This is a genomic window from Mycolicibacterium flavescens (genome assembly GCF_001722335.1).
Lineage (GTDB): Bacteria > Actinomycetota > Actinomycetes > Mycobacteriales > Mycobacteriaceae > Mycobacterium > Mycobacterium flavescens.
The window spans coordinates 52153-72206 of sequence record NZ_MIHA01000014.1 but is presented as its reverse complement, the minus strand read 5'-3'; the positions used below and the strand labels follow the sequence as shown (position 1 = coordinate 72206).

The window sequence follows — 20054 nt, the reverse complement described above, 5'->3', positions numbered from 1 at the left end:
GACGTTGCTTGAGCCGGACCCGACCGCCCAGCCGTACCTCGCCCGCAGGCAGAACTGGACCAACCAACTCGCCCGCCACGCCCTCATGCAGCCCGACGCCACGGCGTTGCGCTACCTCGGGCGCACCATCACGTGGCGCGAACTCGACGAGCGGGTCAGCGCGCTGGCCGGCGCCCTGAGCCGGCGCGGCGTCGAATCCGGCGACCGGGTGCTGATCCTGATGCTGAACCGCACCGAGTTCATCGAGTCCTTCCTCGCGGTCAACAAGCTCGGCGCGATCGCGGTCCCGGTCAACTTCCGGATGACCCCGCCCGAGATCGCGTTTCTGGTCAACGACTGCCAGGCCAAGGTCGTCATCACCGAGGCCGTGCTGGCCAACGTCGCGACCGCGGTGCGCGACCTGGACGCGGCCCTGAGCACGGTCATCGTCGCGGGCGGGGCGACCGAGCAGAACGTGATCGGCTACGACGACTTGATCGCCGAACCGGGTGAGCCCGCCGCAGTCGTCGACATTCCCAACGAAGCGCCGGCGCTGATCATGTACACCTCGGGCACCACCGGACGCCCCAAGGGCGCGGTGCTCACCCACACCAACATTTCCGGTCAGGCGCTGACGTTCCTGTTCACCAACGGCGCCGACCTCAACCACGACGTCGGCTTCATCGGGGTTCCGCTGTTCCACATCGCCGGGATCGGCAACATGATCCCCGGCCTGCTGCTGGGCCGGCCGACCGTGCTCTACCCGCTGGGCGCGTTCAACCCCGACGAACTGCTCGACGTCCTCGAGGCCGAACAGGTCACCGGCATCTTCCTCGTGCCCGCGCAGTGGCAGGCGGTGTGCGCCGCACAGCGGGCCCGGCCGCGGCAACTGCGGCTGCGCGTGCTGTCGTGGGGCGCCGCCCCGGCCTCGGACACCCTGCTGCGGCAGATGGCCGAGACCTTCCCGGGCAGCCAGATCCTGGCCGCGTTCGGCCAGACCGAGATGTCGCCGGTGACCTGCATGCTGCTCGGCGAGGACGCGATCAGAAAGCTCGGCTCGGTCGGCAAGGTGATCCCGACCGTGGCCGCGCGCGTCGTCGACGAAGACATGAACGACGTCCCGGTCGGCGAGGTCGGCGAGATCGTCTACCGCGCACCCACGCTGATGGCCGGCTACTGGAACAACCCGCAGGCCACCGCCGAGGTGTTCGCCGGTGGCTGGTTCCACTCCGGGGACCTGGTCCGCAGGGACGAGGACGGTTACGTCTGGGTCGTCGACCGCAAGAAGGACATGATCATCTCCGGCGGCGAGAACATCTACTGCGCCGAGGTGGAGAACGCGCTGGCCGCGCATCCGGCGATCGTCGAGGTCGCGGTGATCGGTCGTCCCGACGAGCGCTGGGGTGAGGTGCCGGTCGCGGTCGTCGCATTGAACACCGGCGCGCTCGGCGCCGGCGGCGAAACCGATCTTGAGCTGCGTGATCTTGACGAATTCCTCACCGAGCGGCTGGCCCGCTACAAGCACCCCAAGGCGCTCGAGGTGGTGGAGGCGCTGCCGCGCAACCCGGCCGGCAAAGTCCTCAAAACCGAACTCCGTACGCGATTCGGCGCCGCAAAATCCGTTGACGCCGGCGAAAGTTCCGCTGCGCCAACGGTTTCTACTGCCGCACAGGAGAATTGAGTGCCCGGATCTCGTTTGCTAACGGTTACGTGCTCAATCCGCCGGATGCCCTGCACGCGACGAACGGCATCGGGTACATTCCTGTGGTCCGTCTTACTACCCACCGGTAGGGAGACGGCACTCACAACTGCTAGGTCGGGGCAAGGAGGGGTCGTGCGACTGGGGCTGCCGTTGAATCGCGACAGTCGCCGTTGCGCCGCGGGAGCACCCTGGTGACGGCGTCGACCGGCGTGGCCGGTTACGTACGGGACCAGGTCCGGCCGGGCCTCGAGGCGGTCGGCGGGTTCGTGCGCATGTGCGTGCTCGTCGCGAAAGCGTTGTTCAAGCCGCCCTTCCAATGGCGCGAGTTCATCCTGCAGAGCTGGTTCCTGATGCGGGTGGCGTTCCTGCCGACGCTGGCGGTGTCCATCCCGCTGACCGTGCTGCTGATCTTCACGCTCAACATCCTGCTGGCCGAGTTCGGCGCCGCCGACGTGTCCGGCGCCGGCGCCGCGATCGGCGCGGTCACCCAGCTCGGGCCGCTGGTCACCGTGCTCGTCGTCGCCGGGGCCGGCTCCACCGCGATCTGCGCGGACCTCGGCGCGCGCACCATCCGCGAGGAGATCGACGCGCTCGAGGTGCTCGGCATCGACCCGATCCACCGGCTGGTGGTTCCCCGCGTGGTGGCCTCCACCTTCGTCGCCGTGCTGCTCAACGGCGCGGTCATCACCGTCGGCCTGGTCGGAGGGTTCATCTTCGGCGTCTACCTGCAGAACGTCTCCGCGGGCGCCTACGTCTCGACGCTGACCCTGATCACGGGTCTGCCCGAGGTGATCATCTCGATCATCAAGGCCGGCACGTTCGGTCTGATCGCCGGTCTGGTCGGCTGCTACCGCGGCCTGACCGTGGCCGGCGGCGCCAAAGGCGTCGGCACCGCGGTCAACGAGACGCTGGTGCTCTGCGTGATCGCGTTGTTCGCGGTCAACGTCGTGCTCACGACGATCGGTGTCCGGTTCGGAACGGGGAGCTGACGTGTCGACGACAACGGTCCTGCGTTCTCGGTTCCCGCGGGGGTTCTCCCGCGCACAGAACGTCGCGTCCGCGCCCGCCCGGTTCCTCGAGAGCGTCGGGCACGTCGCATGGTTCGTCGTCACCGCGATCGGATCGATCGGTCACGCGCTGCGCTACTACCGCAAGGAGACGCTGCGCCTGATCGCCGAGATCGGCATGGGCACCGGCGCGATGGCGGTGATCGGCGGCACCGTCGCGATCGTCGGCTTCGTCACCCTGTCGGGGTCGTCGCTGGTGGCCATCCAGGGTTTCGCCTCGCTGGGCAACATCGGGGTCGAGGCGTTCACGGGCTTCTTCGCCGCGCTGATCAACGTGCGCATCGCCGCCCCGGTCGTCGCAGGCCAGGCGCTGGCGGCCACCGTCGGCGCCGGCGCCACCGCCGAACTCGGCGCCATGCGCATCAGCGAAGAGATCGACGCGCTCGAGGTGATGGGCATCAAGTCGATCTCGTACCTGGTGTCCACGCGGATCATGGCCGGCTTCATCGTGATCATCCCGCTCTACGCGATGGCGATCATCATGAGCTTCCTGTCCGCGCAGGTCACCACCACGATCTTCTACGGCCAGTCGATCGGCACCTACGAGCACTACTTCCGCACGTTCCTGCGTCCCGACGACGTGTTCTGGTCGTTCATCCAGGCGGTCATCATCTCGGTCATCGTGATGCTCAACCACTGCTACTACGGCTACTTCGCCAGCGGCGGCCCGGTCGGCGTCGGCGAGGCGGTCGGCCGCTCGATGCGCGCCTCGCTGGTCGCGATCGTCTGTGTCGTCCTGTTCGCCTCGTTGGCGCTCTACGGCGTCGACCCCAACTTCAACCTCACGGTGTAGCGATGACGGCCCCGCTGAACAACCCGCGCACCCCGCCGTACAAGCTGGCCGGCCTGGTGCTGAGCCTGCTGACGATCGTCGCGATCGTGCTGGTGTACTTCCAGTTCCGCGGCGACTTCCTGCCCCGCGAACAGCTGACGATGATCTCGGCGCGGTCGGGCCTGTCGATGGACCCCGGCGCGAAAGTCACCTACAACGGGGTGGAGATCGGCCGGGTGGCCACGGTCGACGCCGTCGACGTCGGCGGTGAACCGCGCGCCAAGATCATCCTCGACGTGGACCCCAAGTACATGCGGCTGATCCCGAAGAACGTCGACGCCAGCATCGACGCGACCACGGTGTTCGGCAACAAGTACATCAACTTCTCGTCGCCGGAAAACCCGACACCGCAACGCATCACGCCCGATGACGTGATCGACGTGACGACGGTGACCACCGAGTTCAACACTTTGTTCGAGACAGTCGTGTCGCTCTCCGAGCAGGTCGACCCGATCAAGCTGAACCAGACGCTGTCGGCGACCGCCGAGGCGCTCGACGGACTCGGGGACCGGTTCGGCCAGTCGATCATCAACGGCAACGAGATCCTCGACGAGATCAACCCGCGGATGCCGCAGATCCGCCGCGACAACCAGCTGCTCGCCGACCTCGGCGAGACCTACGCCAACGCCGCGCCCGACCTGTTCGACGGCCTGCAGAACGCGGTCACCACCGCGGCCACGCTCAACGAGCAGCAGGGCAACATCGACCAGGCACTGATGGCCGCGATCGGGTTCGGCAACAGCGGCGGCGACGTGTTCGAGCGCGGCGGTCCGTACCTGGTGCGCGGCGCCGAAGACCTGCTGGTGGCGTCGAAGATCCTCGACGAGTACAGCCCCGCGCTGTTCTGCACCATCCGCAACTTCCACGACGTGGAACCGAAAGTGGCTGCGTCGCTGGGTGGTAACGGCTACTCGCTGCGCACGCTGTCGGAGCTGATGGGCGCGGGCAACCCCTACGTCTACCCGGACAACCTGCCGCGGGTGAACGCCCGCGGCGGCCCCGAGGGCCGGCCCGGCTGCTGGCAGCCGGTGACCCGCGACCTGTGGCCGGCGCCCTACCTCGTCATGGACACCGGTGCCTCGATCGCGCCGTACAACCACTTCGAACTGGGCCAGCCGATCCTGATCGAGTACGTCTGGGGTCGCCAGGTTGGGGAGAACACGATCAACCCATGAAAATCACCGGAACCGCCATCAAGCTCGGCGCCTTCTCGCTGGTGCTGTTGCTGTTCACCGCGATCATCATCGTGGTGTTCGGTCAGGTGCGATTCGACCGCACCACCGGCTACTCGGCGATCTTCTCCAGCGCCAGCGGACTGCGCTCCGGCCAGTTCGTCCGCGCGTCGGGCGTCGAGGTCGGCAAGGTCTCCAACGTCGAGCTGGTCGAGGGCGGGTCGCAGGTCAGGGTCGAGTTCAACGTGGACCGCTCACTGCCGCTGTTCGAGGGCACCACCGCGCAGGTCCGCTACCTCAACCTCATCGGCGACCGGTACCTGGAACTCGAGCGCGGCGACAGCGACCGGCGGCTGCCGGGCGGCGGCACCATCCCGATCGAGCGCACCCAGCCGGCGCTCGACCTCGACGCGCTGATCGGTGGGTTCCGGCCGGTGTTCCGGGCGCTGGACCCCGAAAAGGTCAACACCATCGCCCAGTCGATCATCACGGTGTTCCAGGGTGAAGGCGGCACGATCAACGACATCCTCGACCAGACCGCGTCGCTGACCTCGGCGCTGGCCGACCGCGACCGTGCCATCGGTGAGGTCATCCGCAACCTGAATACCGTGCTGGACACGACCGTTCGTCATCAGCAGGAGTTCGACGAGACCGTGCAGGACTTCGAGAAGCTGATCACCGGGCTCAACAACCGGGCCGATCCGATCGCGGACTCGGTCGCCGAGATCAGCGACGCGGCCGGTACGGTCGCCGACCTGCTGGCAGACAACCGGCCGCTGCTGCAGAGCACCGTCGGACATCTCGAGGCCGTGCAGCAACCGCTGGTCGACCAGAAAGACGGGCTCAACGACTTGCTCACCCGGTTGCCAACCGCGTTCAAGATCATCGGCCGGGCAGGCGGTATCTACGGTGACTTCTTCAACTTCTACGCCTGCGACATCTCGCTGCGGCTCAACGGCCTGCAGCCGGGTGGCCCGGTGCGCACCGTGAAACTGTTCAGCCAGCCGTCGGGTAGGTGCACGCCGCAATGAGGACGCTCGAGGGATCGAACCGCATCCGAAACGGGTTGATGGGCATCATCCTCCTGGTGGTCGCGATCGGTGTCGGGCAGAGCTTCGCCAGCGTGCCGATGCTGTTCGCGACGCCGACGTACTACGCGCAGTTCTCCGACACGGGGGGCATCAACACCGGTGACAAGGTGCGCATCGCCGGCGTCGACGTCGGCCTGGTGCGCAGCATGGAGATCGACGGCGACAAGGTGCTGATCGGCTACTCGCTCGACGGCACCCAGATCGGCACCGAGAGCCGCGCGTCCATCCGCACCGACACCATCCTCGGGCGGCGCAACATCGAGATCGAGCCGCGCGGCTCGGACCCGTTGCGCGCCAGCGGTGTGCTGCCGCTCGGCCAGACCACCACGCCGTACCAGATCTACGACGCGTTCTTCGACGTGACGAAGGCGGCCTCGGACTGGGACACCGAGACGGTCAAAGAGTCGCTGAACGTGTTGTCCGAGACCATCGACCAGACCTCACCGCATCTGAGCGCCGCGCTCGACGGGGTGGCGCGGTTCTCCGATACCATCGGCAAGCGCGACGAGGACATCAAGAAGCTGCTGCGCAACGCCAACCAGATCGCGGGGATCCTGGGCAGCCGCAGCGAGCAGATCAACCGGTTGCTGGTCAACGCGCAGTCCCTGCTCGGCGCGATCAACGAGCGCAACTACGCGGTGAGCATGCTGCTCGAGCGGGTGGGCGAGTTCTCGGCGCAGGTCAAGGGATTCATCGACGACAACCCGAATCTGAACCGGGTGCTCGAGCAGTTGCGCGTCGTCTCCGACGTGCTGCGCGACCGCCAGTACGACCTGATGGACACGCTGACCACGGTGGCCAGCTTCGTCGCCTCACTCGGTGAGGTGGTCGCGTCCGGGCCGTACTTCAAGGTGATGCTGGTCAACCTGCTGCCGGGCCAGATCCTGCAGCCGTTCGTGGACGCCGCGTTCAAGAAACGCGGAATCGACCCCGAGAAGTTCTGGCGCGACGCCGGTCTGCCCGCCTACCAGTGGCCGGACCCCAACGGCCAGGGCTTCGAGAACGGCGCGCCGCCGCCGTCGCCGGCCGCCATCGAGGGCACCCCGGAGAACCCGGGCCCGGCCGTGCTCAAGGGCTCGCCGTGCTCGTACACCCCGCCTGCCGACGGACTCCCGCGGCCCGGCGACCCGCTGCCGTGTGCGGACCTGTCGGTCGGACCGTTCGGTGGTCCCGCGTACGGTCCGCCGAACGTGGCGACCTCGGACCCGAACGTGCACGGCCCGCAACCGTCACCGGGTGTGCCCGCCGCGGCGATCCCCGGTCAGCTGCCGCCGAATGTGCCTGGCGCACACGGACAGTTACCGCCCGCCCCGCCCGGTGCGCGCACCGTGCCGGTCGGGCAGGACCCTTTGCAGCCCCCATTACCCCCCGACTTCACCCCCGGCATCGCCCCGCTTCCACCGGCGCTGCCCGCACCGGCGGTGCCGGGACCGGGCCAGCAACTGGCGCCTGCCGGTCAGCCACCACTGCCGGGCAATCCGCCGTTCCTCCCACCGGGTTCGCAGCAGGGATAGGGGGATAGCAGATGTCGACAATCTTCAACGTCCGAAGCCTGAAGCTGCCGAACGTTTCTCGCGCGACGATCATCATCGGCGCACTGATCGTGGTGCTCGCACTGGTGGCGGCCTTCGTCGGCTACAACCTGTACAAGAAGCTGACGACGAACACCGTCGTCGCCTACTTCAGCGACACCCTGGCGCTGTATCCCGGCGACAAGGTGCAGATCATGGGTGTGCGGGTCGGCTCGATCGACAAGATCGAACCGGCCGGCGACAAGATGAAGGTCACCTTCCACTACGAGAACAAGTTCAAGGTGCCCGCCAACGCCACCGCGTCGATCCTGAACCCCAGCCTCGTGGCCTCGCGCACGATCCAGCTGTCCCCGCCCTACACCGGCGGCCCGTTGCTCGAGGACGACGCGGTGATCCCGCTGGACCGCACGCAGGTGCCGGTCGAGTACGACGAGCTGCGCGACTCGATCAGCCGGATCCTGACCGACCTGGGCCCGACGCCGGAGCAGCCGAAGGGCCCGTTCGGCGACATCATCGAGTCCGCGGCCGACGGCTTCGCCGGTAAGGGCAAGCAGCTCAACGCGACGCTGAACAACCTGTCCGAGGCGCTGTTCGCGCTCAACGAGGGCCGCGACGACTTCTTCGGCGTGGTCAAGAGTCTGGCCCTGTTCGTCAACGCGTTGCACCGCAGCGATCAGCAGTTCGTCGCGCTCAACAACGACCTGGCCGAGTTCACCAACGCGTTCACCAACACCGACCGCGAGGTCGCCAACGCGCTGCGTGACCTCAACCAGCTGTTGAGCACGACTCGCGCCTTCCTCGACGAGAACGCCGAGGTGCTCACCCACGACATCAACAACCTGTCGGAGGCGACAACCGCGATCCTGCAGCCCGAACCGCGCAACGGCCTGGAAACCGCGCTGCACGTGTTCCCGACGCTGGGCGCGAACCTGATGAACATCATCTCGCCGAACACCGGTGGCGTGATGAGCATCCCGGTGATCAACAACTTCGCCAACCCGCTGCAGTTCGTGTGCAGTTCGATCCAGGCCGGCAGCCGGCTCGGCTATCAGGAGTCGGCGGAGATGTGCGCGCAGTACCTGGCGCCGATCCTCGATGCGATCAAGTTCAACTTCCCGCCGTTCGGCCTCAACCAGTTCACCTCGGCGCTGACGCTGCCCAAGCAGATCGCCTACTCCGAACCGCGGCTGCAGCCCCCGCCCGGGTACAAGGACACGACGGTGCCCGGCATCTGGTCGCGCGACACGCTGTTCTCCCACGGCAACCACGAGCCGGGCTGGGTTTCGGCACCGGGCATGCAGGGCGTCGAGGTGCAGCCGTTCACCGCGAACATGATGACCCCGGAGTGCCTGGCCGAACTGCTCGGCGGGCCCAACTGCGTCGTCCCGGCCGCGCCGCCGGCGTTCGGCACCACCCGCGGCGGCAACCTGCCCGGTCCGCCGAACGCGTTCGACCAGAACAACCCGTTGCCCCCGCCGTGGTACCCGCAGCCGGGTCCGCCGCCGCCACCGGCACCGGGCGTCATCCCGGGCGATCCGGGCGGTGCGGCGCTGGCCGGTCCGGTGCCCGCGCCCTACGTCGGTCCGCCCGCACCGGCGGCCCCCGCCCCGGCCGGGCCGCCGCTACCCGCAGAGGCAGGTGTGCGATGAGTAGGTGGCGCAGGGTGGCGCAGCGAGTGCTGGCGATGGGCGCCGTGGCGCTCGTGCTGAGCTCGTGCAGTTCGTGGAAGGGCATCGCGAACGTCCCGCTGCCGGGCGGTCCGGGCACCGGGTCGAACAGTATGACGATCTACGTGCAGATGCCGGACACGTTGGCGCTCAACGTCAACAGCCGGGTCCGCGTCGCCGACGTCTACGTCGGGCGGGTGCGTGCCATCGAGCTGAAGAACTGGGTGCCGACGCTGACGCTGGACCTGGAGCCGGGAATCGAGCTTCCGCGAAACGCGTTGGCCCGCATCGGCCAGACCAGCCTGCTCGGGTCCCAGCACGTCGAGCTGGACACCCCGGAGGACCCGTCGTCGGAGGCGTTGCGCTCCGGGGACACGATCCCGCTGGAGAATGCGAGCGCCTACCCGTCGACCGAGCGGGTGCTGGCCAGCATCGCGACGATCCTGCGCGGCGGCGGGGTGCAGAACCTCGAGGTCATCCAGACCGAGATCTTCAACGTGCTCAACGGCCGGGCCGACCAGATCAAGGAGTTCCTCGGCAAGCTGGACGTCTTCACCGACGAACTCAACCAGCAGCGCGCCGACATCACCCGCGCGATCGACTCCACCGACCGGCTTCTGTCGATCGTCGCCCAGCGCAACGACACGCTGGACCGGGTGCTGACCGAGTTCCCGCCGCTGATCAAACATTTCAACGAGACGCAGGCGCTGTTCACCGACGCGGTCGTGGCGCTGGGCCGGATCAGCAAGGCCGCCGACGACGCGCTGGCGCCGGCGAGCGACAACCTGAACACCAACCTGCAGAACCTGCAGCGGCCGCTCAAGCAGCTGGGCCGGGCGTCGCCGTACCTGATCGGTGCGCTCAAGCTGATGCTGACCGCGCCGTTCTCGATCGAGAACGTGCCGAAGGTGGTCCGCGGCGACTACCTGAACGTGTCGCTGATGGTCGACCTGACCCTGTCGGCGATCGACAACGGCATCCTCACCGGCACCGGCGTCTCGGGCATGCTGCGCGCGCTCGAGCAGGCCTGGGGTCGCGACCCGGCGACGATGATCCCGGACGTCCGGTTCACGCCGAACCCGCACAACGCACCCGGCGGTCCGCTGGTGGAAAGGGGTGAGTGAGCGGTGCTGACCCGGTTCATCAAGATTCAGCTGGTGCTGTTCACGATCCTGACGGTCATCGCGCTCGTCGTGCTCGGCTGGTACTACCTGCGGATCCCGAGCATGGTCGGCATCGGCCAGTACGAGCTCAAGGCCGAACTGCCCCGCTCGGGCGGTCTGTACGGCACGGCCAACGTCACCTACCGCGGCACCCAGATCGGCAAGGTGACGTCGGTCGAGCCGACCGAGCGTGGCGCGCTGGCGGTGATGAGCATCGACGACCGCTACAAGATCCCCTCGGACGCGTCGGCCAACGTGCACTCGGTGTCGGCTATCGGCGAGCAGTACCTGGACCTGGTCTCCACCGGCAACCCCGGCACCTACCTGGAGCCGGGGACGACGATCACCAACAGCACCGTGCCCAGCGAGGTCGGGCCCGCGCTCGACGCCGCCAACGAGGGCCTGGCGGTGCTGCCGAAGGAGAAAATCGACGCTCTGCTGACCGAGACGTCGCAGGCCGTCGGCGGGCTGGGCCCGGCGCTGCAGCGGCTGGTCGACTCGACCACCGCGATCGCGCAGGGCTTCCAGGAGAACCTGCCGCAGGTCAACGACATCATCGAGAACGCGGCGCCGATCCTCGACAGCCAGGTCCGCTCCGGCGACAACATCGAGCAGTGGTCGCGCAACCTCAACGTGATCGCTTCGCAGTCGGCCGAACAGGACGCGGCGCTGCGCAGCGGGCTGCAGCAGGCGCCGCCGACGCTGGACCAGCTGAACTCGGTGTTCGGCGGGGTGCGCGAGTCGCTGCCGCAGACGCTGGCCAACCTCGCGGTCGTCATCGACATGCTCAAGCGCTACAACAAGGGCCTCGAGCAGACCCTGGTGGTGCTGTCGCAGGGCAGTTCGGCGAGCCAGGCCGGCACGCTGTTCGAGGACTTGGGCCAGCTGCCGCTGGCGCTGTCGATCAACCAGCCGCCCCCGTGTCTGACCGGCTTCCTGCCCGCCTCGGAGTGGCGCTCGCCTGCCGACACCAGCATGGCGCCGCTGCCGCGCGGCACCTACTGCAAGATCCCGAAGGACTACCAGGGCAACGTGGTGCGCGGCGCGCGCAACTATCCGTGCGTCGACGTTCCCGGCAAGCGCGCGGCGACCCCGATGGAGTGCCGCAGCGAGGAGCCCTACGTTCCGCTGGGCACCAACCCCTGGTACGGCGATCCCAACCAGATCCTGTCGTGCCCGGCGCCCGGCGCCCGCTGCGACCAGGGGGTCAACCCGGGCCGCGGCGTGATCCCGGCACCGTCGGTCAACAGTGGCCGCAACCCGGCACCGGCCAGCGATCTGCCCCCGCCGAACTCGACGGCGCCGGTCAGTGATCCGCTGAGCCCGCCGGGGCAGGGCAGCGTGAGCTGCAGTGGACAGCAGCCCAACCCCTGCATCTACACTCCGGCACCGGGGCCACCCGGCTCCACGGCGGTGTACAGCCCGACCAGCGGCCAGGTGGTCGGACCTGACGGCGTGAGGTACAACGTCAGCAACTCGAGTAACCCAGGAGACGACGGATGGAAGGAGATGCTGGCACCCGCCAGCTGAACCCCACCGATGCTGATGAGACGCCCGACGAGCCGTTAGCCCCGGAGCAGGACACAGACGAACAACAGACCCCAGACGAGACCCCGGCCGCCGAGCGCAGGCCCTCGCGGATCGGCCGCGGCCTGGCCGCCGGCATCTGCGCGACGCTGCTGGCGCTGGCGGCGGCCGGCGGGGTGGCAGGTTATTTCCTGCTGAAGTCCGACCGGCAGAACCAGGCCACCGAACAGGCCGAGGCAGCCGCGCTGCAGGCCGCCAAGGACTGCGTGGCGGCCACCCACGCCCCCGACACCGCCGCGATGACTGCCGCCCAGTCCAAGATCATCCAATGCTCGACGGGTGACTTCGCCGTGCAGTCGTCGCTGTACGCCGGGGTGCTGGTCGACGCGTACCAGGCCGCCAACGTCACCGTGCAGGTGGCGGACATGCGGGCGGCAGTGGAGAAGCACAACGACGACGGATCGTTCGACGTGCTGGTCGCCGTCCGGGTCAAAGTCACCAACTCCGACACCGCCGATCAGGAGCAGGGCTACCGGTTGCGCGTGCAGATGGCGCCCGACGAGGGCACCTACAAGGTCGCCAAGCTGGACCAGGTCACGTCGTGACCACGACGTCGACCCTGGCACCGGAGGAGACGGAACCCGAACGGGCCGTCGAGGACCCGCTCGCCTCCTGGGGCGCGCGGGCCGGCGCATTCGCCATCGACGTGCTGCTCGGGTGGGCGGTACTGGCGACGCTGGCGCTGGTGGCGTTGGCCGCGCCGGTGCGCAGTTCGCTGTGGTGGAGCTACACCGTGACCGCCGCGGTGGTGGTTCTGCTGATGGCGGTCAATCGCCTTGTGCTGCCGACGATCACCGGGTTCTCGCTGGGCCGCGCGGTCCTCGGGATCGCGGTGCGTCGGCGCGGCGGGTCCGCACCGGGGGTGTGGCGGCTGCTGTTGCGTGACATCGCGCATCTGCTGGACACCGCGGCGCTCTTCGTCGGCTGGCTGTGGCCGCTGTGGGAGCGGCGCAACCGCACGTTCGCGGATCTGTTGGCGCGCACCGAGGTTCATTCCGTTCCGCGGCCGCAGCGCCAGGTGCGCAAGATCGCCGCGGCGGCGCTGGTGGCCGCGACCGTCGTGTGCGCTGCGGCGATCGCGTTGAGCTACACAGTGGTCTACCGGCATGAGCGCGCCGTGGAGAACACCCGCGCGCAGATCGCCGAAGACGGACCGCGGATCGTCGAGGAGATGCTCAGCTACCGCCAAGAGTCGCTGCAGGAGGACTTCTCGCGCGCCCAGTCGTTGACGACCGACGGCTACCGACCGCAGTTGGAAGCGCAGCAGAAAGTGGTGCAGGAGACCGGCGGTGTCACCAACGAGTACTGGGCGGTCAGCAGCGCGGTACTGGCCGCGGCGCCCGACACCGCCGAGATGCTGCTGGCCATGCAGGGTCAGCGCGGCAACAAGACCGAGGAGCTCAAGTTCATCACCGCCACGGTGCGGGTGGAGTTCGAGAAGTCCGGCGACGGCCAGTGGCGCGTCGCGAATCTCACCGTGTTGAAGAAGCCGCAGATGAATGTGCAGGGGCAATGAGCCCGCGCCGCAGAGTCGACGCCGACGAGCAGGACTACTTCGAGGTGGCGCCACCGGCGCCGCGGCGGTGGGGCCTGCCGGTGGTGGCCGTCGTGACCGCGCTGCTGATGACCGCGGCGATCACCGCGGCGGCGCTGATGCTCGTCAGCCATGAGACCGACCGGCGTGCGATGGTCCGCGACGCCGCCGCGCTGGGCTACGTCAGCGAGTTCATGACCAACTACACGACGCTGGATCCGTTCAACGCCAACGCCTACGTGGACCGGATCCTCGGGGAGGGCACCGGTGAGTTCGCGACGGCGTTCAAGGAGAAGCAGAACGAGATCCTGATCCAGGTCGCCCAGGCCGAACCCACCACCGGCAGCGTGGTGGCCGCGGGAGTGCAGCGGTGGAACGACAACGGTAGCGCCGACATCCTGGTCGCCACCAAGATCTCCACCAAGGCGCCGGACGGCAAGTCCACGGTCGAAAGCGGAAACCGCTGGGTGGCAACGGCTATCAAGGAAGGACAGCAGTGGAAGATCAGCCAGCTGATCCAGGTGATCTGACCACCGACGCTGACGAGACCCCGGCCGACGACGTCAAGGCAGCCCCGCGTCGGCGCCGTTGGTTCAAGCGCCGCACGGTTACCCCGGAGGCGGAGGAGGTGGCCGCCGAAGAGCCTGCGCCCGCTCCGAAGATGCCGATGGGCAAGGCCGCCCGCACCGCGAAATCCGAACCGGAGCAGGCCGAGGACGTTGTCGAGGAGCCGACCACAGACGGTGAGCAGCCTGAGACCGACGAGGTGACGCCGCAGGAGGTTCGGTTCGTACCGCACCGGCCTGCGGGCCGCAGGCTGACCGTCGCGGTGTTGATCGCAGCGGTCCTGTTCGTCGGCGCGGCCGGGTTCGCGGCGGCAACGCTGCAGCCGTACCTCGCCGAGCGCGCCGAGGTCGACACCAAACTCGACGTCGCACTTACCGCCGCCAGCGCGATCTCGACGCTGTGGACCTACACACCCGAGAACATGGAACAACTGCCGGAACGGTCGGCCGGATTCCTCGGCGGCGACTTCGCTTTCGAGTACCGCAAGTACATCGACGCGATCGTCGCGTCGAACAAGCAGGCACAGGTCACCAACACTACCCAGGTGCTCGGCGCCGCAGTCGAGACGCTGACCCCGACCGAGGCCTCCGCGATCGTCTACACCAACTCGGTGGCCACCAGCCCGCTGACCAAGAACATCCCGTCGCTGCGGTATCTGTCGTACCGGTTGACGATGGAGCGCCGCGACGCGAAGTGGTTGATCACCCGGATGTCGACGATCACGTCGCTGGATCTCACGCCGCAGCTGTAGCCGGTCGTGGCAGTCGAATCGCCTCTGTCGCAACGGATGACGGTCGGCTGCCTGCTGCTGCTGACGTTCGCGACCGGGTTGGTCGACGCGGTCAGCGTGCTCGAACTCGGGCACGTGTTCGTCGCCAACATGACCGGCAACGTCATCTTCCTCGGTTTCTGGCTGGTGCCGCACTCCGGCGTCGACGTCACCGGCGCGCTGGTCGCGTTCGTCTGTTTCGTTCTCGGCGCCGTGATCGGCGGCCGGCTGTCGCGGCACCTCAACGCGCAGGTCCACCGCTGGTTGGCGATCACGATGGGCTTCGAGGTCGTCATGCTGTCCGCGCTGGCGGCCCTCGCCGGCGCCGGGATCCTCGACTACCACGACAACCGCAAGCTGCTGCTGATCGGCGGGTTGGCGCTGACGTTCGGTGTGCAGAACTCGACCGCGCAGCAGTTCGGCATCCAGGAACTGTCGACCACGGTGCTGACCACGACGATTGTGCGGATCGGATTCGACAGCCGGCTGGCGGGCGGCACCGGTCAGCGCGAGCGCCTGCGGATCGGCGTGGTGCTGACGATGTGCGCAGGCGCTGCGGTCGGCGCGACGATGACGCGCTTCACCGTCGCTCCCGTGATCGCCCTGGCGGCAGCGCTGGTCGCGCTCAGCGGCGCGATCCTCTGGCACGGCAGCCGAGTTCGCCGATGACGGCCGAATTCGTCAAACGCAACCAGGCCGCCCCGGCCGGGTTCTTCGCCTGTGAAGCCGCCGGGTTGCAGTGGCTGGCGAACGCCCCCGACGGCGTCCCGTGCGCACGGGTGATCGGCTACGACGAGGCCAGCCTGACCCTCGAACACCTGCCGAGCGGGCGTCCGGACTGGGAGGCCGCCGCGGAGTTCGGAGCGCGCCTGGCGCGCACCCACAACGCGGGCGCCGACCAGTTCGGCGCACCGCCCGCAGGATGGACCGGGCCCGGCTTCTTCGGACCCCTGCAGCAGCCGCTGCCGATGTCGCTGCGCGGGCATGACTCCTGGGGTCCCCCTACGCGCGCGAGCGCCTGCGGCCGATGGCCAAGCGAGCGGCGGCACGTCTCGGCGCGGACGCGGTTGCGACGGTCGACGCGGTCGCGGATCGCTGCGAGGCGGGGGAGTTCGACGACGCCGATCAGCCGGCGCGACTTCACGGTGACCTGTGGAGCGGCAACGTCACGTGGACGCCGGACGGGGTGGTGCTGATCGATCCGGCCGCGCACGGCGGGCACCGCGAGACCGACCTGGCGATGTTGGCGCTGTTCGGGTGTCCGCACCTCGACGCGGTGCTCGACGGCTATGAGTCGGTACAGCCGTTGCGGGAGGGATGGCGCGAACGGGCGGCCCTGCACCAGCTGTATCCGCTGCTCGCACACGTCGCACTGTTCGGCGGCGGCTTCGCCCGGCAGGCGACGGGCGCGGCGCGCAGTGCGTTGACGGCGGCGCGCTGAGAGGTTGCTCGGCGCCCTGCCGGGCAGCGTCACCGCCGTCTTTGTGTTAGCAAGAATTTGCGGGTTTTTCCATACCTTCAGGTCTGGAGTGTTACGGTCACGTCAATACGAATTTGCCTCGGAAAGGATGCTCTCGTGGCCGGACGACACGGAACGCACCACAAGCGCAGCGGTCAAGCCAAGAAGTTCGCTGCGCTCGGCGCCGCCACCGCGACCGCGACCGCGCTGACAGTCACCGCCCTCCCGCTTTCGGAGCCGCTCCCGGACCCAACAAACCCCGAGGTCAGGCGTGTAGTTGACGCGCAAGTCGACCTGCTGGCCGCGATCAACCAGTGGCCGGACCCGGACCAGATCCCCGACATCACCGGCGGTTTGGGCACCGTCGGCTACGACTTCGCGCAGTTCGTCAGCGACCTGCTGCTGCGCGCCGTGGTCGAGAACTTCAACCTGGCCGCGCTTGCCGACGCCGCCGGGCTCGACCTGCCCAGCCTGCTCGGCCAGCTGGTCGGCGACCCGAACTTCCTCCTCAACGAGATCCTCGGCGGAGTCCTCGGCGCGGTCCCGATCGATCTGACGCCGGTCCTCAACACGGTCCTCGGCCCGGTGCTCGCGGGCCTGCTCGTCCCGGTGCTGGACCTTCTCGGGATCACCAATGAAGACGGTGAGGTCACGCTGCTCGGCCTGCTCGGCCTGGTCGGTCTGGACCTGAGCGACCCGCTGAACCTCGCCAACCTCGACATCCCCGGGCTCAACGTCATCACTGCCAGCCCGATCTTCACCGCGCTGAAACTGCTCGGCGTCGACCTCGGCTGGGTGCCGTCGCTGCCAAACTCGGTCGCCGACGAGATCGACAACACCCCCTACCTCGGCGTCGGCAGCCTGGACCTGGTCGCCGACCTGGTCGGCCGGATCAATGACGTGCTGTCGGAGAACCCGCTGCTGGGTGTCACGCTCGGCCCGATCCTGAGCGGTCTGGAGGCCATCCTCGACAATCCGCCGATCGACCTTCCGGACGTCGTGCACCTGCGGGTCCCGGTCACTGTCGGCATCGGGATGGGCGCGTTCGCCGCGGGCGATGCCTACCAGCAGGTGGTCGACAACCTGGCGAACCAGCCGGGTGGGCTCGGCCCGAACGCGCAGGACGCGCTGTTGGGCAGCTTCACGGTGCTTCCGCTGATCCTGCTGCAGAACCCGGGCCGCGCGAACGGCGGTCTGCTCGCCCGGATGTACCCGCTGTTCCGGCTGTTCGGCATCGACACCGTCACGCCGGACACCGAGGTGCAGCACTCCGGCGGCATCCCGCTGCTGAACACCGGGCTGTCGGTCGGCGGCGCGAACCTGATCCCGATCAAGGTCGACGGCGCGATCGAGTACGACATCCTGTCCGACTTCGCGGCATGGCCGAACCCGTTCTCGTTGTTGAACAACCTCGCTGCGGGCCTGCTGCCGACCTACATGCTGCGCGGCATCACGCTGGACACGGTCACCGAGCAGATCCTTTCGCAGCTCGACGACATCCTCGGCCCGGTGCTCGGCCCGGATCCGTTGGCGATCAACCTGTTCCTGACACTGCCGTCGGCCACGCTGCCGCTGTTGGAACCGCTGTACCTGGCCGCCGACGTCGTCAACATCGTGACGCTGGGCGCGCTGGCTCGGATGAACCCGTTCAGCCTGGTGGCCAACGCGTTGGCGCCGGCGCTGACCAGTCTGGTGAACCTCGGCTACACCGACGTCGTGTTCAACCCGGAGACGGGCGCGTACGAGCGCACGCTCACCGAAGCGGGCATCCCGACGCCGTTCTTCTCGTTCCCGAACGTGAACTGGAGCGCGGTGCCGGGCGTGGTGTTCAACCAGCTGGTGGCCGGCATCCAGAAGGAGTTCTTCAGCGGCAACCCGACCACGGGCACGCCGAACGTCATCAGCAACCTGCTCAATATCCTCGCGGGCGGCGGGCTGGGCGGTCTGCTCGGCGGCGCCCCGAGCGGCGGCGGTCTCGGCGGCGGCCTCGGCGGTCTGATCGGTGGCGGCCTGCTCGGCGGACTTGTCGGCGGGCTCGAGGACATCGTCAACGACGTGGTGGGCGGTCTGCTCGGAGGTCTGCTCGGTGGGCTCACACCGCAGGCGTCGGCGCTGCGCAGCGGGTTGGCCGAGGCGTCGTCGCTGCCTGACTCGGGCGCACGCATGCTCTCGCTCGGCACCGGTGACGAGTCGCTCGGCGGCGACGAGCTCGACGGCACCGACGGTGAGGAGAAGGACGGCGACGTCGTCGACGACAAGGCCCCGGCCGACGAGGAACCGAACGAGGAGCAGCCGGCGGAAGAGCCCGCGCAGGAAGAAGAGCCGGCAGCGGAGACGCCGCCTTCGAGTGGCGACGAGCAGGACGGCACCGACCAGGACGGCACCGACGACGAGGACGTCGTCGATGAGGACGTCGTCGATGAGGACGTCGTTGACGAGGACGCCGTCGATGAGGACGTCGTTGACGAGGACGCCGCGGATGAGGACGCCGTCGATGAGGGTGCCGCCGACGACGGTGCCGCCGACGACGAGGACGAGGGCGCAAATCTCAAGAGCGGCAACAAGTTCGGGCCCAACGACGCCAAGCAGGGCAACGATGCGTCCACCACGGCGGTCGGTGGGTCGGCTCCGCAGCAAGTCAAGGCGGACAACGACTCGAACGACGACGGTGGCGCCGACAACGACGGAGACGCGGGCGGAGCCGCTGCCTAGTTGAAGGCGAGCCAGCTGGGAAGGGCGCGTTCCCGCGAGTCGCACAGCACCTGACGGGTGTCGCACGAGCCGCGGGGAACGCCCGCACCGGTCCACATGCCGCCGGTGTCGCGGCGCAGCACGATCGACGACGATCCGCCGCCGTCGAGCAGCACCGCGGTGTCACTTCCCAACCCCCGGAACAGGTCCTGGATCTGGTCGGGGGTGTAGCTGCCGCCCTGGAAGACGTACATCTCGTCCTTGTCCCGGGCGTAGGCGATCGCGGTGCGCGCCGCGCTGGGGCCGCCGTCGTTGAGCTGACCGGTGTCGCCCGGTGCGAGCAACCCGATCCCGGCGACCGCGACGAACCGCGTGCCCTTGTCGACCAGGTCCTGGATCACCGGTGAGGCCGCGTCGTAGTCGTCGGGAGTCTTTGGCGGAACCACGTAGGGGGCGCCGCTGACCGGCATGATCATCGTCGACAGCGCCCTCCAGTGCTCGTTGCCGCCGGAGAGCCCCTGCTTACCCGCGTAGGCGATGGTGCCGGTGACCGCGGCGTTGGCCTTGCCCTGACCGCGGGTGTTGTCGACGTAGGCGCCGAGCGGTGAACTGCAGCCGGTGGTTTTCCACGAGCCGCCCTTCTGGCCGCGCACGTCGAAGAAGTTGGCGTTGATCGCGATGGTCGGCTGGCCGAGCGCCTGCCACGCCTGCAGCGGTGTGAAGATCTCCGACGCCTGCCACAGGCCCTCACCGGTCCGGGCGCGCGGATCGCGCTCGCAGCGGGACTGATACCCGCGGTGCGAGTCGACCAGCAACCGGGGCGCCAGCCGGCTGGATGCGCCTTTGATGATCATCAGGCGGCCGCCGCCGTTCGCCTCGTACCAATTGCCGCCGGCGTTGAGCATCGGCGCGGGGTGCCCGGACCCGAAGTTGTAGACCAGGTACGCCCCGCGGGTCGCGGCGATCGCGTTGGCGAGCAGTTCGCGCGCGCCCGCCGCGGCCGCCGTCGGCACACCCGCCGACGTCGACATCACCGCGCACAGCAGCAGCGCCGCAGCTGAGACCGCGAATCGCCGGATGTTTGCGGTTGTCGAGGACACCGTCGACCCTTTCGGAACGCCAGCAGAAATAGAGACACCATCAATCACACCTTGAACACTGTCAACTTTCGTCACAGCGACATCACAATCGGGTCTCGCCTGAAGAGAAGCGTTTTTTACCGGGTTAACGGGTAATCGGCCA

The 20054-nt window shown here is 68.3% G+C and carries 16 protein-coding genes and 1 pseudogene; 16 read left to right on the top strand and 1 reads right to left on the bottom strand.

Annotated elements, in window-relative coordinates; genetic code table 11:
• Positions 1 to 4 precede the first annotated feature (4 nt).
• The 16 genes and pseudogenes from fadD5 (at position 5) to BHQ18_RS18670 (ending at position 18833) form a co-directional block, all read left to right on the top strand.
• Positions 5 to 1660, top strand: coding sequence for a fatty-acid--CoA ligase FadD5 (fadD5, locus tag BHQ18_RS18745; RefSeq protein WP_069415157.1), 1656 nt, complete (start codon positions 5 to 7; stop codon positions 1658 to 1660).
• A gap of 212 nt (positions 1661 to 1872) precedes the next feature.
• Positions 1873 to 2670, top strand: coding sequence for an MlaE family ABC transporter permease (locus BHQ18_RS18740; protein ID WP_069415156.1), 798 nt, complete (start codon positions 1873 to 1875; stop codon positions 2668 to 2670).
• Position 2671: 1 nt separating this feature from the next.
• On the top strand, positions 2672 to 3541 hold the full coding sequence (locus BHQ18_RS18735; protein WP_069415155.1) for an MlaE family ABC transporter permease: 870 nt from the start codon (positions 2672 to 2674) through the stop codon (positions 3539 to 3541).
• Between the two features lie 2 nt (positions 3542 to 3543).
• Positions 3544 to 4755 (top strand): MCE family protein, encoded by a 1212-nt coding sequence (locus BHQ18_RS18730; protein ID WP_069415154.1) that lies wholly within the window; start codon positions 3544 to 3546, stop codon positions 4753 to 4755.
• Positions 4752 to 5783, top strand: a complete 1032-nt coding sequence (locus BHQ18_RS18725) for a virulence factor Mce family protein (protein WP_069415153.1) — start codon at positions 4752 to 4754, stop codon at positions 5781 to 5783. Before BHQ18_RS18730 ends, BHQ18_RS18725 begins: the two co-directional genes overlap by 4 nt.
• Positions 5780 to 7357, top strand: a complete 1578-nt coding sequence (locus tag BHQ18_RS18720) for a virulence factor Mce family protein (protein WP_069415152.1) — start codon at positions 5780 to 5782, stop codon at positions 7355 to 7357. Before BHQ18_RS18725 ends, BHQ18_RS18720 begins: the two co-directional genes overlap by 4 nt.
• A gap of 11 nt (positions 7358 to 7368) precedes the next feature.
• Positions 7369 to 9024: a virulence factor Mce family protein gene (locus BHQ18_RS18715; RefSeq protein ID WP_069415151.1), complete on the top strand. Its 1656-nt coding sequence runs from the start codon at positions 7369 to 7371 to the stop codon at positions 9022 to 9024.
• Positions 9021 to 10166: a virulence factor Mce family protein gene (locus BHQ18_RS18710; protein WP_069415150.1), complete on the top strand. Its 1146-nt coding sequence runs from the start codon at positions 9021 to 9023 to the stop codon at positions 10164 to 10166. Before BHQ18_RS18715 ends, BHQ18_RS18710 begins: the two co-directional genes overlap by 4 nt.
• A gap of 3 nt (positions 10167 to 10169) precedes the next feature.
• Positions 10170 to 11735: an MCE family protein gene (locus BHQ18_RS18705; protein ID WP_069415149.1), complete on the top strand. Its 1566-nt coding sequence runs from the start codon at positions 10170 to 10172 to the stop codon at positions 11733 to 11735.
• Positions 11705 to 12337: an Rv1363c family protein gene (locus BHQ18_RS18700; RefSeq protein WP_069415148.1), complete on the top strand. Its 633-nt coding sequence runs from the start codon at positions 11705 to 11707 to the stop codon at positions 12335 to 12337. Before BHQ18_RS18705 ends, BHQ18_RS18700 begins: the two co-directional genes overlap by 31 nt.
• Positions 12334 to 13308, top strand: coding sequence for an RDD family protein (locus tag BHQ18_RS18695; RefSeq protein ID WP_069415147.1), 975 nt, complete (start codon positions 12334 to 12336; stop codon positions 13306 to 13308). Before BHQ18_RS18700 ends, BHQ18_RS18695 begins: the two co-directional genes overlap by 4 nt.
• Complete coding sequence (locus BHQ18_RS18690) at positions 13305 to 13856, top strand: Rv1363c family protein (protein ID WP_069415146.1); 552 nt, start codon at positions 13305 to 13307, stop codon at positions 13854 to 13856. Before BHQ18_RS18695 ends, BHQ18_RS18690 begins: the two co-directional genes overlap by 4 nt.
• Positions 13823 to 14644 carry a mammalian cell entry protein gene (locus BHQ18_RS18685; RefSeq protein ID WP_084294139.1) on the top strand — a complete coding sequence of 274 codons (822 nt, stop codon included), beginning with the start codon at positions 13823 to 13825 and terminating at the stop codon, positions 14642 to 14644. Before BHQ18_RS18690 ends, BHQ18_RS18685 begins: the two co-directional genes overlap by 34 nt.
• A gap of 6 nt (positions 14645 to 14650) precedes the next feature.
• On the top strand, positions 14651 to 15331 hold the full coding sequence (locus tag BHQ18_RS18680; RefSeq protein WP_069415145.1) for a YoaK family protein: 681 nt from the start codon (positions 14651 to 14653) through the stop codon (positions 15329 to 15331).
• A pseudogene (locus tag BHQ18_RS18675) lies at positions 15328 to 16103 on the top strand (fructosamine kinase family protein). Before BHQ18_RS18680 ends, BHQ18_RS18675 begins: the two are co-directional and overlap by 4 nt.
• A gap of 135 nt (positions 16104 to 16238) precedes the next feature.
• Positions 16239 to 18833 (top strand): hypothetical protein, encoded by a 2595-nt coding sequence (locus tag BHQ18_RS18670; RefSeq protein WP_069415144.1) that lies wholly within the window; start codon positions 16239 to 16241, stop codon positions 18831 to 18833.
• On the opposite strand, the gene BHQ18_RS18665 is transcribed toward BHQ18_RS18670, so the two are convergent.
• Positions 18830 to 19912, bottom strand: a complete 1083-nt coding sequence (locus BHQ18_RS18665; protein ID WP_069415143.1) for a phosphodiester glycosidase family protein — start codon at positions 19910 to 19912, stop codon at positions 18830 to 18832. The genes BHQ18_RS18670 and BHQ18_RS18665 overlap by 4 nt on opposite strands.
• Between the last annotated feature and the right edge of the window lie 142 nt (positions 19913 to 20054).

Bases quoted from the DNA above. Each gene is read 5' to 3' on its own strand.
- BHQ18_RS18730 (WP_069415154.1), top strand. From the start codon at position 3,544: ATGACGGCCCCGCTGAACAACCCGCGCACCCCGCCGTACAAGCTGGCC.
- BHQ18_RS18690 (WP_069415146.1), top strand. From the start codon at position 13,305: ATGAGCCCGCGCCGCAGAGTCGACGCCGACGAGCAGGACTACTTCGAG.
- BHQ18_RS18725 (WP_069415153.1), top strand. From the start codon at position 4,752: ATGAAAATCACCGGAACCGCCATCAAGCTCGGCGCCTTCTCGCTGGTG.
- BHQ18_RS18720 (WP_069415152.1), top strand. From the start codon at position 5,780: ATGAGGACGCTCGAGGGATCGAACCGCATCCGAAACGGGTTGATGGGC.
- BHQ18_RS18710 (WP_069415150.1), top strand. From the start codon at position 9,021: ATGAGTAGGTGGCGCAGGGTGGCGCAGCGAGTGCTGGCGATGGGCGCC.
- BHQ18_RS18700 (WP_069415148.1), top strand. From the start codon at position 11,705: ATGGAAGGAGATGCTGGCACCCGCCAGCTGAACCCCACCGATGCTGAT.
- BHQ18_RS18715 (WP_069415151.1), top strand. From the start codon at position 7,369: ATGTCGACAATCTTCAACGTCCGAAGCCTGAAGCTGCCGAACGTTTCT.